This window comes from Geothrix sp., assembly GCF_030219325.1.
GTDB lineage: Bacteria > Acidobacteriota > Holophagae > Holophagales > Holophagaceae > Geothrix.
On the sequence record NZ_CP126625.1, the window covers coordinates 3,720,401 to 3,733,873 of the forward strand.

14 protein-coding genes are annotated in these 13,473 nt (G+C 70.6%); 3 read left to right on the forward strand and 11 right to left on the reverse strand.

The window, feature by feature from the left end:
* Nucleotides 1-8 precede the first annotated feature (8 nt).
* Both QOZ81_RS16635 and QOZ81_RS16640 read right to left on the reverse strand, forming a co-directional pair.
* A complete protein-coding gene (locus tag QOZ81_RS16635) occupies nt 9-1,328 on the reverse strand; it encodes a c-type cytochrome (RefSeq protein ID WP_291203572.1) in 1,320 nt (439 codons plus the stop codon).
* On the reverse strand, nt 1,325-2,416 hold the full coding sequence (locus tag QOZ81_RS16640) for a hypothetical protein (protein WP_291203569.1): 1,092 nt from the start codon (nt 2,414-2,416) through the stop codon (nt 1,325-1,327). Before QOZ81_RS16640 ends, QOZ81_RS16635 begins: the two co-directional genes overlap by 4 nt.
* Nucleotides 2,417-2,518: 102 nt before the next feature.
* On the opposite strand from QOZ81_RS16640, the gene ftsY reads away from it, so the two are divergent.
* From ftsY to QOZ81_RS16655, 3 genes are all read left to right on the forward strand, one after another.
* Nucleotides 2,519-3,430: a signal recognition particle-docking protein FtsY gene (gene ftsY, locus QOZ81_RS16645; protein ID WP_291203566.1), complete on the forward strand. Its 912-nt coding sequence runs from the start codon at nt 2,519-2,521 to the stop codon at nt 3,428-3,430.
* A complete protein-coding gene (gene ribD, locus QOZ81_RS16650; protein WP_291203563.1) occupies nt 3,423-4,550 on the forward strand; it encodes a bifunctional diaminohydroxyphosphoribosylaminopyrimidine deaminase/5-amino-6-(5-phosphoribosylamino)uracil reductase RibD in 1,128 nt (375 codons plus the stop codon). Before ftsY ends, ribD begins: the two co-directional genes overlap by 8 nt.
* A 78-nt stretch (nt 4,551-4,628) precedes the next feature.
* Entirely contained in the window at nt 4,629-6,296 is a 1,668-nt protein-coding gene (locus QOZ81_RS16655; RefSeq protein ID WP_291203560.1) for a hypothetical protein, read from the forward strand.
* Here the strand turns inward: QOZ81_RS16655 and thiS are convergent.
* Genes thiS through rpmH form a run of 9 tightly spaced genes read right to left on the reverse strand, consistent with a single transcriptional unit; the run spans nt 6,293 to nt 13,366 of the window.
* Entirely contained in the window at nt 6,293-6,493 is a 201-nt protein-coding gene (gene thiS, locus QOZ81_RS16660) for a sulfur carrier protein ThiS (RefSeq protein ID WP_291203557.1), read from the reverse strand. The two genes, QOZ81_RS16655 and thiS, sit on opposite strands and share 4 nt — an antisense overlap.
* On the reverse strand, nt 6,490-7,683 hold the full coding sequence (locus QOZ81_RS16665; protein WP_291203554.1) for a trans-sulfuration enzyme family protein: 1,194 nt from the start codon (nt 7,681-7,683) through the stop codon (nt 6,490-6,492). Before QOZ81_RS16665 ends, thiS begins: the two co-directional genes overlap by 4 nt.
* A 35-nt stretch (nt 7,684-7,718) precedes the next feature.
* Nucleotides 7,719-8,006, reverse strand: a complete 288-nt coding sequence (locus QOZ81_RS16670; RefSeq protein ID WP_291203549.1) for a hypothetical protein — start codon at nt 8,004-8,006, stop codon at nt 7,719-7,721.
* A 21-nt stretch (nt 8,007-8,027) separates the two neighbouring features.
* Nucleotides 8,028-9,488 (reverse strand): Asp-tRNA(Asn)/Glu-tRNA(Gln) amidotransferase subunit GatB, encoded by a 1,461-nt coding sequence (gene gatB, locus QOZ81_RS16675; protein WP_291203546.1) that lies wholly within the window; start codon nt 9,486-9,488, stop codon nt 8,028-8,030.
* Nucleotides 9,489-9,521: 33 nt separating this feature from the next.
* Nucleotides 9,522-10,826: a tRNA modification GTPase gene (locus QOZ81_RS16680; protein ID WP_291203543.1), complete on the reverse strand. Its 1,305-nt coding sequence runs from the start codon at nt 10,824-10,826 to the stop codon at nt 9,522-9,524.
* 9 nt (nt 10,827-10,835) lie between these two features.
* On the reverse strand, nt 10,836-11,300 hold the full coding sequence (locus QOZ81_RS16685; protein ID WP_291203540.1) for a hypothetical protein: 465 nt from the start codon (nt 11,298-11,300) through the stop codon (nt 10,836-10,838).
* A gap of 9 nt (nt 11,301-11,309) precedes the next feature.
* Nucleotides 11,310-12,857 (reverse strand): membrane protein insertase YidC, encoded by a 1,548-nt coding sequence (gene yidC, locus QOZ81_RS16690; RefSeq protein ID WP_291203537.1) that lies wholly within the window; start codon nt 12,855-12,857, stop codon nt 11,310-11,312.
* Nucleotides 12,854-13,174, reverse strand: coding sequence for a ribonuclease P protein component (locus QOZ81_RS16695; protein WP_291203534.1), 321 nt, complete (start codon nt 13,172-13,174; stop codon nt 12,854-12,856). Before QOZ81_RS16695 ends, yidC begins: the two co-directional genes overlap by 4 nt.
* A gap of 57 nt (nt 13,175-13,231) precedes the next feature.
* Nucleotides 13,232-13,366, reverse strand: a complete 135-nt coding sequence (gene rpmH / locus QOZ81_RS16700; protein WP_005035876.1) for a 50S ribosomal protein L34 — start codon at nt 13,364-13,366, stop codon at nt 13,232-13,234.
* Between the last annotated feature and the right edge of the window lie 107 nt (nt 13,367-13,473).

The following is a 13,473-nucleotide window of genomic DNA, read 5'->3' on the forward strand; positions in this document are numbered from 1 at the left end:
GTGGAACACTACTTAGCCTTCAAGCTCCCGAGATACTTCCCCAGCAGTTCAGCCTCCTGTTCAGTGCCGGCAAAGGGCGGCATGCGGTCCAGGTAGGGGTTCAGGGCCGGGTCCAGCTCGCGAAGGGCCTGGATGAAGGCCACGTTGTCCCCCTCGGAGTTGCTGGCCGTGAGGCCCTTCAGGCCCCGGTAGCCGTCCCGGGTGTGGCAGGCCAGGCACTGGCTCCGCAGGAGGGCCTCGCCCCGGGCCAGGTCCGTGTCCCCCTTCGAGGCGGCGAAGGTCCGGGCCCAGGCGTTCCGGGGCAGGAAGCCCTCCTTCTGGTACTCCGCCACCTGCTCCACCCGGATGCCGTTGGAGTACATCACGTCCCGGATGACGAAGGGCTTGCGGGCCACCTCACGGATCCACTCGAAGCCGCCGAAGCCCCAGCAGGCCAGGAGCAGGCCCAGCAGGGCCAGGGGGCGCCGGAAGGAGGCGGAGGCGAAGAAGGCCCAAAGCACCAGCAGGCCCGGCACCAGGAAGGCGCCCAGGCCCCAGAGCGCCCAGCGGAACCCGCGGGCCAGGCTGGTGGCGCCCTTGAGGTTGCCCAGCACCAGCTCCCGCGCGGCCGGGGGGAAGCTCTGGAAGTAGTACCAGCCTGAGGCCACGGCCAGCAGCACGCCCGCCAGGGTGAAGAGGGCCGAGGGCTTCAGGATCCGCGGCTTCAGCGCCGGCCCTGCGGTGGCCCCCGCCGCCAGGGCCCAGAGCCCGCCCAGAACCAGGGCCACGCAGGTCCGCAGCAGGAGGCTGGGCAGGTAGGTGGCGTTGAAGAAGCCGTCCCACATGGCGTGGCTGGCGACCCAGCCCTTTCCCGGGCTCAGCATGAAGGTGATGATGCCGTTGATGACCACGAGGCTCAGCCAGGCGCAGAGCGCATAGAGCCAGTAGACGGCCAGGCGCTGGCGGGGCCGCAGCCGGTCGTAGGCCCGGACCAGCACGATGAGGGTGGCCATTTCGCCCACGAAGATCAGCCACTCGATGGCCCAACCCATGACGAAGGCCCGGATGAGGTGCTGGGTGGCCGTGGGGTTCACGAGGCCGATGGCCACCCAGATGCCCACGCCGGTGGCCGCCCCGAAGATGCTGGACAGCCAGAGCAGGGCCTTGGCCCGGCCCCGCAGCCAGGCCTGCAGCTCCAGATCCCCGGCCCGCTGGGCGCGGCCCTCCATGATCGGCAGCCAGAGGCCGGCACCCACCACCAGGTGGGCGATGGAGACGTGGATGATGCTGATGAGGCCGATGAGCCAGCCGCTGCCGAGGAGGGGGATGTCCCACACGGGATGGTTCATGGCCGCTCCTCCCCCACCGTCCGCGGCTGGGTGGCCCAGCGCAGGACGATCACCAGCATCACCACCAAGGCCGCCAGCGTCAGCCCGAAGACCCCCAGGGACAGCCAATCGGTCTTGTGGGGCAGGGCCCCGGGCTGGAAGCCGAAGGCGGCCAGGCTGGCGTCCCGGGCCTGATCCCGCAGCAGGATCATGCCCAGCATCGAGGCCAGGCCCAGGGCGACCGGGGGCCAGACCCCCTTGGCCGGGGCCCCGGCCTGGCTGGCGGGGATGGCCAGGAACAGGGCCAGCCCCCCACAGGCGATGGAGATCCACATGGTCAGGCTGGGGGCCGTGGTGGCGTTCATCAGCAGGTCGAAGACGGGGGCGGGCTGCTTCACCAGCAGCCAGGTGCCCCAGGCCCCCTGGCTGGCGGTGGCGGCGATGAACCAGACGAGCCCGGCCCGGCGCGCGTAGGCGTGCTGCCGCCAGCCCCCCCAGCCCGCCAGCAGCAGGCCCGCCACGGCCGCGATGCCCGCCACCATGTGGAGGTACCGAGGCCACAGCGTGGGGTCCGCGGTGTTCATGCGGAGGCCGTGAGGCGAGGCGGCCGCGTGGGCGGCCCAGAGGTCGGGGCGGAGGGAGAGCGTGGTGACGTTCACCAGCATCAGCCCCACGGACAGCAGGAGGAGGGCGCTCAGGATGCCCGTCAGGGTCCGGACTGCGTCCGAGGCCACCGAGCCCACGAAGCGGTACAGCAGCACGTAGCCCGCCATCAGGAGGGCCAGGAGCCCCGCCCAGGGGATGGCCGTCAGCACGGAGGCGGTGTAGAAGAAGGGGCCGTAGGTCAGCTGCAGGAAGAGCAGGGGGGCCACCCCCAGGGTGATGGCGAAGGTCACGGCCCCGGGCAGCATGGGGGCCAGGCGCCGCACCAGCTCGCGGTCCTCCGGCTTGCCACGCAGGGCATGCACGGCCGCGAGGAGGCTGCCACCCACTCCGAGGTTCACCGCCATCAGGTGCAGGGTGAAGGTGGCCAGCAGCAGGGCCTTAAGCACGGCGGGTGGCATGGGCAGGGGCAGGGGATCCGGGGACGGGATGGGCGGGAGCGGCATGGGGACTCCGGTGGTCTTACCTGGGATGCCGCCCAGGCTAGCCGGATTCCGGCCTCGGGGAACCCTGAATGCTTCGGTAGACTGGACCTTCGCGAGGTGTCCGTGGGTCTGCTCGGTGGCCTGTTCAACCAGTTCAAGAAGGGCCTGAAGCGCACCCAGGAGCTGGTGCTGGCGCCCATGGGGCGCCTGCTGGGCCTGCGGCGCCTGGACGAGGCCCAGCTGGAGGAGCTGGAGGATCTGCTGCTGCAGGCGGACCTGGGCGTGAAGGCCGTGGACCGGCTGATGGCACGGCTCCGCCAGGAGCTCAAGGGGGCCGGGGACGTCGATCCCAAGGCCATCCTGAGGGACGAATTGCTCAAGCTGCTGCGCCAGCGGCCGCCCCGGCCCTTCACCGCGTCGGGCACCCAGGTGGTGCTGCTGGTGGGCGTCAACGGCGTGGGCAAGACCACCACCCTGGGCAAGCTGGCGGCCCACCTCAAGGCCCGGGGCGAGGCCGTGCTGGTGGTGGCGGGCGACACCTTCCGGGCGGCGGCCATCGACCAGCTGGAGCGCTGGGGTGAGCGGGCCGGAGTGCCCGTCATCCGCAACCAGATGGGCGGCGATCCCGCGGCCATCGCCTTCGACGGGGCCACCAGCGCCCTGGCCAAGGGCACGCCCTGGGTGCTCATCGACACGGCGGGGAGGCTCCACACGAAAGACCACCTCATGAAGGAGCTGGACAAGATCCACCGGAGCCTCCAGAAGGTCATCCCGGCGGCGCCCCACCGGGTGCTGCTGGTCCTGGACGCCACGACGGGACAGAACGGCCTGGTCCAGGCGGAGGCCTTCGCCCAGGTGGCGGGAGTCACCGACCTGGTGCTCACCAAGCTGGATGGCAGCGCCAAGGGCGGCGTGGTGGTGTCCATCCTGGACCGGCTCCGACTCCCCATCGCCTTCGTGGGCGTGGGCGAGGGCGTGGATGACCTCATCCCCTTCGATGCCGAGGCCTTCGTGGATGGCCTGCTGGATGTCTGAGCCCACCCTGAACCCCGAACTCGCCTGGGCCCTGGCCACGGGCGGGCCCTGGCCCGATCCGGCCGCCCTCGAGGGCGATGCCCGCTTCATGGCCCTGGCCCTGCAGGAGGGCCTCAAGGGGGTGGGCCTCTCGAGCCCCAACCCGCCGGTGGGCTGCGTCCTGGTGAAGGGGGATCAGGTCATCGGGGCCGGCGTCCACACCCGGGCCGGGGATCCCCACGGTGAGATCATGGCCCTGCGTGACGCCGAGGGCCGGGGCGAGGACCCGAAGGGCGCCACGGCCTATGTCACCCTCGAACCTTGCTGCCACCAGGGTCGCACGGGGCCCTGCACCCTGGCCCTCATCCAGGCGGGCATCACCCGGGTGGTGGTGGGCGTCCGGGATCCCAACCCCCGGGTGGACGGGGGCGGCCTGGCCATCCTGCGGGCCCAGGGCCTCACCGTGGAGGAGGGGCTGCTGGGCGAGGCCTGTCATCGCTTCCACGCGCCTTTCTTCAAGCTCATCCGCACGGGCCTGCCCTGGGTGACGCTCAAGCTGGCCCTGGGCTCCGATGGCGCCCTCGGCCCGGCGGGGCAGACCACCCCCGTGACCCCGCCCGAGATCCAGCGCCTGGCCCACGCCCTGCGTCGGGCCTCGGAGGCCATCGTGGTGGGGCGTCATACCATCGAGGTGGATGATCCCCAGCTCACGGACCGCTGGTCCGCCCCCACGGCCCCCCACCGCAGCTTCGCGCGGGTGGTGATGGACGAGGGGGGCCAGATCCCCGCTTCCGCGCGGGTGTGGGCGCCCGTGGCCGGACAGCCCGTCTTCCGGGCGGTGATCGGGGATCCCGTGCCCCTGAGGGGCGTGGAGGACCTGCATCTCCCGCCCGATGGCCGGGGATGCAGTTTGCGGCACCTGTTGCACGAGCTCGCCGCCCGGGGGGTGGGCCGGGTCCTGGTGGAGGGTGGTGGCACCCTTGCCCGGGCCTTCCTGGACCTGGGCCTGGTGGACGAGTTCCACCGTTTCCAGAGCGATGCCCCCGCCGGCGGCAGCCCCGTACTGCTGGCTCTGCCGGGATCCTGGCGCTGCCGCGCCACCGGGACATGGCCCACGGGCCACTGGGAGATCTGGCGCTAGCCGACCCTCCTCCCAACCCCTGGCACGACCTTTGAAAAGACGCCTCGCCCCATCTCCCCACATCCCGTGGAGTCTCCCGTGAAGCACGCCCCTCTCGGCCCCGGTTCCCTGGTCGCCACCCTCCTGCTCCTGGCGGGCTGTGGCGGTTCGAGCGATGGCCCCAGCGCGGTCTCCGTCACCGTCCAGGGTCAGTACGAGAAGCGGGTGCTCTCCACTGCCGGTTTCGGCGCGGCCCCGACCACCCTCCCCACGCGCTACGCGTACGCCCAGGTGGTGAACAGCGCCTCGGGCCGGGTGGAGGCCGCCGGGACCCTGGGGGCCGATGGTACTCGGACTTTCGCGGTCCCCCGGGGCATCACCTTCTTCGTGGCCATCTTCGCGACGACCGAAGTCCCCGCCAGTGCCCCGGGCGGCGGCTTCTCCTTCTACGGGGGCGTCAAGAATGCCCTTCCGACCGCGACCTACGCCAGCGCCGAGGCCTTCAACCAGGTGCCCACCTGGTTCACCATCAGCGCGGACAGCGCTGCCAATGCCAGCGGCAACCTCACCCTGCGCGCCCTGGACGCCACCGGGGAGGCTGGCGCCTTTGCCATCGCCGACCAGATGACCACCTTCGCCCTGGGCATGCGCTCTCTGGAGCCCACACTGCAGCTCCCCGAGCTGTACGCCTTCTGGAATCCCGGCACCACCACCACCTATCCTTCCGTCGCCCTGGCCGCGGGCGGGTCGGCCATCCTGAAGCAGTCCACCGCCCTGGGCGGGCGGGCCATCTTCCAGCACGAGGTCCGCTATGCCGGACCGACGGCGGCGGATCGGGGCGCCGATGCCTACAACGACAGCCTCCTCCTGGAAGCCTGCGCCCGCCTGCTCTTCGCCGAGGACAGCCTCGCCTACGCCAATGGCACCTTCGGCCAGATCGTCCGCCGGGACAACGACAACGGGTTCGTGGCCCCGGGGGACGCTTCGGAACCCGCCATCGCCTTCGTGGGTGGCTTCAGCAGCTTCCTGTCCAGCGCCTTCCGGAACGACCCCTCCAGCTACGAGGTGCCCGCGGGAGGCGGCCTGCCCACGGTCTTCCGCCTGGACCAGCACACGGGCTTCATACCCACGGGCGGAGGCGAGTTCTATGCAGGCTCCGTGGCCCGCACGCTCTGGGGCATCTGGAAGAACAATGCCGTCTTCAGCGACAGCCAGGCGGGGCTCGGCACCCTGTGGAGCGCCACCATCCCCGCAACCGCCTCGTTGGGCTACGAGTACGGCAACACACCGCTCGCCTGCTATCCCACCTACCTGACCGGCCTGCGCCGTCTGGCGGGGCCCACGGCGTCCAACGCGATCCTGGATGAGCTCGCCCTGGAGAACGTGGGCAACGGCACGGACCCCACCTCGGGGCTCTACCTGAACGGCACCACCCTCTGGCGCCTGCCGGCGATCCCCTTCACGGATTCCGGCACCTTCCCCACCTATGCGGCCGGGTGGTCCTTCGACTGGAACCAGGCCCAGGCCTTCCGGTTCAGCCACATCGGCGGAGCCCGCACCTTGACCCTCAGCACCTCCGGGGCGGGCTTGGTGCTCGAGCTCTTCGACAGCGTCGGCTTGGTGCGACTGGCCACGGCCTCCTCCTCCGGGAGCGGCGTCATCAGCCTGCCCGCCCTGCCGGCCGGCACCTATGTGGTCCGGGTGCGGGTGGATCCCTACGCGACTTACCCTAACGGAAACATCAACTACAATCTTTTCGTGAATTAGCCTCCGCCCACCAGCCGCACCACCTCCAGCCGATCTCCCTCCTTCAAGGGCGTGGCGGGGTGGTCGGCCCGGCGGATGACCTCGCCATTCAGCTCGATGGCGCTTCCGAAGGCGGGCAGCTCCAGCCAGCGGGCCAGGTCCGCCAGGGTGCCCAGATCGGGCGTCTCCCGGAGGTCGCCGTTGAGGTGCAGCTTCACCGCGCCACCGCCGCCGCCTGGAACCCCTTCTCCAGGTCCGCGATGAGGTCGGGCTGATCCTCGATGCCCACCGAGAAGCGCAACAGGCCGTCCGTGATGCCCAGGCGAGCCTTGACCTCCGGGGCCGTTTTTAGGTGGCTCATGCTGGCGGGGTGCTGGATGAGGCTTTCCACGCCACCCAGGCTGACGCCCCGGGTGATGACCTCCAGGGCCTCGCAGAACCGCTGCCCGGCCACCAGACCCGCCCGCAGCTCGAAGCCCACCATGGCGCCGTACCCCTTCTCCATCTGACGGACGGCGATCTCGTGCCCGGGATGGCTGGGCAGGCCCGGGTAGTCCACCCGGGCTACGTGGGGCTGCCAGAGCAGCCACTGGGCCAGGGCCTGGGCGTTGTCGGAAGCCCGCCGCACCCGCAGGGCCAATGTCTTGAGGCCGCGGTGCAACAGCCAGGAGGCCATGGGATCCAGGGTGGGACCCAGGATCTTCGCGAGGTGCCAGCAGGCCACGATGTCAGCCTCGGGCCCCGCGATGACGCCGGCCACCAGGTCCGAGTGCCCCCCCAGGTACTTGGTGGCGGAAGCCACGCTGAGGTCGATGCCGAAGGCCAGGGGCCGAGTGTGGATGGGGCTGGGGAAGGTGTTGTCGGCCACGGTGCGGACACCGTGCTTCTTCCCGAGGGCCGCGACGCCCGCCAGGTCCGTCAGGGCCAGGGTGGGGTTGGAGGGGGTCTCCACCCAGATCATCCGGGTCTCCGGCTGGAGCGCGGCCTCCCACTCGGCCAGGTCCAGGGTGTTCTGCACCCAGGTCACCTTCAGGCCCCGCTCGGCCTCCCAGCGGCGGATGAGCTGTTCCGTGCCCAGGTAGATGGCGGCGGGGGCCACCAGGTGGTCGCCCGGCTTCAGCAGGGCCTCGAACACCAGGGCGAAGGCCGCCATGCCGGAGGCCGTCGCCAGGGCCCGCTCCGCGCCCTCGAGTTCGGCGAGTACCGCCTCGACCTCGCTGGTGTTGGGATTGCCCCACCGCGTGTAGAAGGCCGGCGGTTCGACGCTGGCGGAGAACTCGGCGCCCTCGCTGTTCTCCATCAGCTGGAAGACCGAGGTCTGGAAGATGGGTGTGGTCACGGCCCGGGTGGTGTTGAAGCGCTTCCCGGCGTGGATGGCGGTGGTGGTGGGTCCCCAGGGCTTGGGCATCGTGAACTCCGGCCCTCAGAATAGACGCGTCCTGGCTACCGCTTCCAGAACACGATGGCCAGAGCCACCACGGCGAAGGCGATGACGGTGATGAGCCGCCAGACGGTGGGGCGGTCGTCCGGCAGGTCGTAGGGACCGCGATCCTCCAGGGCCGCCCGGGTCAGCTCATCCTCCGGAGCCGGCACCAGCCCGCGGCAATCCACGCAGCGGAAGGGCTCGCCGGGCGTTTCGACGGCGTCCACGACGGAACACCCGCACGTCTGGCAGACGTGCACCACGCCCGGATGGTAGGCCTCAAGGGCGGCGGGGATCTCGTTCGTCATGAGCCCAGCATGGGGCGGGGGTCAGGGTTTGGCCAGGGCCTCGGCCAACACCTCGGTGACAAGCTTCGCATCCAGTCGTCCCTGGCCCGCCTTGAGGACCTGGCCCACGAGGAAGCCCTTGAGGCTCTCCTTGCCACCCCGGACCTGGGCCACGGGGCCCGGGTTCGCGTCCAGCACCTGGGCCACCAGCGCCTCGATGGCCCCCCGATCACTCACCTGGGCCAGCCCCCGCGCGGCCACGATGGCCTCGGCGGGCCCTTCGCCGGCCAGGAGGGCGGGGAAGACCTGGTCCTTGGCGGCGCCGAAGCCCAGGGTCCGCGCCTCCACGAGCCGGACCAGGCCGGCCAGGGCCTCCGGCGTGATGGGGAAGGCTTCGATGGTGGTCCCCCGCTCGTTGAGGGTGCGGCTCACCTCCCCCAGCATCCAGGCGGCGGCACCGCGACCCGAGCCGCTCAGACTCGTCACCGCCTCGAAGTAGGCGGCGAAGGCCGGGCTCTGGGCCAGGGTCTGGGCCTCGTCCAGGCCCAGGCCGTGGGCCTCGCGCCAGCGGCGGATGCGCCGCTCCGGCAGCTCGGGCAGGGCCGCCCGGGCGGCCTCGATCTCCGCCGGCTCCACCGCGAGCAGGGGCAGGTCGGGCTCCGGGAAATAGCGATAGTCCATGGCCGCCTCCTTGGTCCGCTGGGCCCGGGTCTCCCCCGCCGCGGCATCCCAACCCCGGGTCTCCATCTGCACGGCCCCGCCCCCTTCGAGCAGGGCCATCTGCCGCTCGAGCTCGTGCTCCAGGGCCTGGCGGACGAAGCGGAAGGAATTCAGGTTCTTCACCTCGACGCGGGTGCCGAAGGCCGCCGATCCGGAGGGGCGGATGCTGACATTGGCGTCACAGCGGAAGCTGCCCTCCTCCAGGTTCCCGTCGCAGATGCCCAGGCCCACCACCAGCCGGTGGAGGGTCTTGAGGTAGTCGGAGGCCTCGGCGGCGCTGCGAAGGTCAGGCGCCCCCACGACCTCGAGGAGGGGCACCCCGGCCCGGTTCAGATCCACGTGGCTGGCACTCCCTTCCAGATCATGGTGGCTCTTCCCCGCATCCTCCTCCAGGTGGGCCCGTTCGATCCGGATCCGCACGGGACCTTCCGCTCCCCGCACCCGGGCATCGCCGGGGATGTCCAGGTGGCCAGCCTCCACCAGGGCCACGGGTCCCTGGGTGATCTGGTACCCCTTCGGGAGGTCCGGATAGAAATACTGCTTGCGGTAGAAGGCACTGCGAGGCCGGATCTCCGCCTCCACGGCCAACCCCAGGGCCAGCGCCATGCGCACGGCCTCAGCATTCAGGGCCGGCAGGGCACCGGGCAGCCCAAGACACACCGGGCAGGTGAGGCTGTTGGGAGGGGCGCCGGTCAGGTTCCGGCAGGCACAGAACATTTTGGACCGGGTCCGCAGCTGGACGTGCACCTCCAAACCGATCACCGCTTCATACCCGGGCTTCATCGCGACTCCTGGGCTCAGTCTACTTCGGCCGGCCTACTTCCCGAGGCAGAAGCCGCTGAAGAGCGCATCCAGGGCGCTTTCGGCCCGATCCTCGCCCGTGAGCCGGGCCAGCAGGCCCCAGGCACCCTGCAGGAGGGAGGCCGGCAGCTCGGGGGGACAGCCCGGGTCCAGTTCCAGCAGCAGGTCCAGCTGCCGCGTCAGGTCATCCAGCAGCGCCACCTGGCGGTCGGTGGCCAGCGCCCCGAGGCAGGCGTCGGGCGCGAGGCCGCCCAGCAGTCGTTCCTTGAGGGCCGCCTCCAGGGCATCCAGGTCCCCCAGTTGTGCGGCGATGGCCACGCCTGGGGCCTCCGCCAGGTCCGCAAACGTGCGGACCTCCAGCACCTTCGCCCGGAAGGGGAGGAGGGCGGCATCCACCGGGGCCGAGGCCACCTCGCCGACGGGCACCAGGTGGAGGATCAGGTCGGCGTTCTCCAGGAGGGGCCCCACCCGGGCCATCCCCAGGCGCTCCACCGGGTCCTGGGATTCCCGGAGTCCCGCCGTGTCGAAGAGCCGCAAGGGCAGGCCCCGCCATTCACAGCGGACCTCGATGGTGTCCCGCGTGGTGCCCGGGATCTCGGTGACGATGGCCCGGTCCTCGCCGGCCAGGGCGTTGAAGAGGGTGCTCTTGCCGGCATTGGGGCGCCCCACCAGGGCCAGGCGGAGGCCGTCCTGGAGGCGCCGGGAGGCCCTGGCCCGGGACCGTTCCACGTGGAACCGCGCTGCCAGCGGCGCCAGCTCGATGGCCAAGTCCTTTTGATTCAACGAAATTCCCTCTTCTTCCCCGTAATCCACCGCCGCCTCGGCCCGGGCCATCCAGGGGGTCAGGCTGTGGCGGGCCCCGGAGATCCAGTCGGGCAGGGATCCGGCCCGGGCCTGGGCCAGGCGGAGCTGGGTGTCCGTCTCCGCACCCACCAGGTCCCGCAGGGCCTCGGCCTCCAGCAGGCCCTGCCTGCCGTTCAGCAGGGCCCGGCGGGTGAACTCCCCGGGCTCGGCCAACCGTGCGCCCAGGGTGCCCAGGTGGGCCAGGAGGCGCCGCACCAGCAGGGGATTGCCGTGGGTCTGCAACTCCACGATGTCTTCGCCGGTGTAGCTGTCGGGCCCGGGGAAGAAGAGCACCAGGGCCCGCTCCCGGAAGCCGTCCCAGGCCAGCGTGCGCACGGCGGCCTTCCGGGGGGCCGGCAGCGCGACGAGGGGGGCCAGCAGACCGGGCAGGCCGGGCCCGGAGACCCGCACCACCGCCACCGCAGCGGGCAGCAGCGGGGTCGCGGGCGCGCAGATGGGATCGGCGGTCGGATGCACCGAGCCAGTCTACTTCCGGAACACCTTCACCGGCTTGAAGGTGCCGGTGCCCTCGCTTTCGGTACCCAGGCCCGCTTCGCGGCTTACGACGAGATGCACCCAGCGCCGCTCGCGGGCGCTCAGGGCGCCCAGGGTGTGGCTGCCCAGCTCGCGGGCCTTGGCGGCGGCGAACTGGCCCATGGCCATCACCTCCTGCATGCGGAACAGGCGGGCACCCTTCACGTCCAGGTAGGCCAGCTTCTGGTCCTCGCGCTCGCCCTGGACCTCATGGATCAGGAACTGCAGGGCATCCAGGGCCACGCCGCGGTTCGCTCCCAGGTGGGAGGCATCCGGGCCGGAAACCGCCACGCGGTTGGGAAAGGCCTCTTCGTCGCCGGAGGGCGAAAAGCGGGCCTCCAGCGTCAGGCCGAGCTGCTGGCCCCAGCGGGTGATGAGCTCGGGGACGGACTCCAGGGTGACGCCGCTCTTCCGCATGGCGGACTCCTACACGGTGATGGGCTGGGGCTGATAGGACCGCATGATCCACCAGGTCTGGAACAGGCCGATGAGGTTGAACACGAAATAGTAGATCACCAGGCCGGCGGCGCTCTGGGCGAAGAAGAAGGTCATCATCGCGGGCATCAGCACCAGCATCATCTTGCGCTGGGCGGGATCACCCACGGCGGGCGTCATGTACTGCTGCGCGAACATGGAGGCGCCCATCAGCACGGGGTAGATGAAGTAGGGGTCGCGGACGGACAAATCGGTGATCCAGCCGAAGAAGGGCGCGTGGCGCAGCTCGAAGACGTTGTTGAGCATGGACCAGAGGGCCAGGAAGATGGGCATCTGCAGCAGCATGGGCAGGCAGCCGCCCATGGGGTTGTGGCCGTTCTTCTTGTAGAGGGCCATCAGCTCCTTCTGCATCTCGGCCTTCTTCGTCATGTCGCTGCCGAACTTCTCGTACTTGGCCTGGATGGCCTTCTGGTGCGGCTCGAAGTCCTTCATGCGGAGCATGGAGATGGTCTGCTTGGCGGACAGGTGCCACATGAAGAGGACGCGGATGATGAACGTGAAGACCACGATGGACCAGCCCCAGTTGCCCACGACGGCGTGGACCTTCTTGAGGATCCAGAAGAGCAGGTGGGACACGGCGCCGAAGAAGCCGTAGTCGATGACCTGGGTGAAGGGCTTCTCGAAGGCCAGGAGCGGCTCCGCCTGCTTGGGCCCCAGGTAGAGCAGGGCTTCGGCCCGGCCAGCCTGGGGCAGCAGGGCATAGCCCTGGGCCTCGCGGGCCGCGGGGCGCGGCAGCTTCCAGAGGGCGGCGAAGTAGTGGTTCTGCTGGGCCTTCTCGTCCTTGCCGAGACCGGCGTCCAGGCCGAGGCGCTCGGAGGAGGGTGGCAGCACCTTGCGCTTGGCGCCCAGGAAGCTGAAGAAGGGATCATGCAGCATCTCCGCCCAGGTCACGGCCTCGATGCCTTTTTCGGTGAGCGTGAAGACCCGGCCCAGCTGCTTCACGGGCGCGTCGGTGGTGGGGTTCTGGATCAGCTCCAGTGGCGCGTTTCCGGGGGAGGTCGCCTCCACCTTCAGGCTGTGACCGCGCTCCGGAACCAGGTAGCTGAGCCGTTCGCCGGTGGCGTTCTCGAAGATGACGAGGGTGCCCGCCGGTGCCGACTCCTGGCGCACCGTCTCGAACCCGACCCCCTTCAGGGTGCCGAGCCCCGCGAAGGCCTCCGGGAAGAAGCGCGTGCCGTCCTGCTTCCAGACCACCTGCTTGAGGGCCCCGGTGGCCACCTGCCAGGTGAGCTTGAGCTCCTGGGAGGCCACCGTGTGGGTGGCGGCAGGATCCGCGGCCTTCGGGCCGCCCGGGGTCGAGGCGGCGGGCAGCGCCACGGGCGTGGGTGCCACGGCCTGCTCGACCTTGGGGCTGGCCGGTGCGGCCTGCTGCGTCTCCACCTTGGGAGCGGGCTTGGCGTAGCGGGAGCTCAGCCAGAACTGGCCGCCGAGCAGGATCATGCTGCCGACGACGAAGAGGAGGACATTGCGGTTGTTCATGGGGTATCCGAGGCGGGGAGTCGACGGAGGGCCAGCCGGAGCTGGCTTTCAATGTCCTGGAAGCAGATGGTGTCAAGCGGCGGCGCCGAGCGCCCGGGTCGCACCCAGACCACCCAGGGCTGGCCCCTGAGCGGCTCCGAGCCAGCCAGGAAGGCCATCCTCACCTGGCGGCGGAAGCGATTGCGCTGGACGGCGGAGCCCGTCTTGCGGGGCGAGGTCACCAGCAGCAGCGGGCCCTCGGTTGCGGGCAGGGGCCAGGCCCGCACGTCCAGCCACGACGACTGCCCCAGCAGGGGCCGGGGCAACGGGGTGGGCACCGCGTGGTCCTTGTGCCGAACCGTACGGAAGCGGCCTCTGTAGATCACGGTCGGCGGCTAGAGCGCCAGGACGTGGCGACCCTTGGCGCGGCGGCGCTTGAGCACCAGGCGGCCGTTCTTGGTCTTCATGCGGCTCAGGAAGCCGTGGGTCTTGGCGCGGCGACGGTTGTTGGGCTGAAACGTGCGCTTCATGGTTCCACCTCGGGGGTTCCCTCCCAGGGAGGAGAACGAACCTTTGAGGTTATCAGCGAGGGCTGGCGGGCTCAAGAGGATTTCCGCTCTCTTCCCCCAGCCGATGG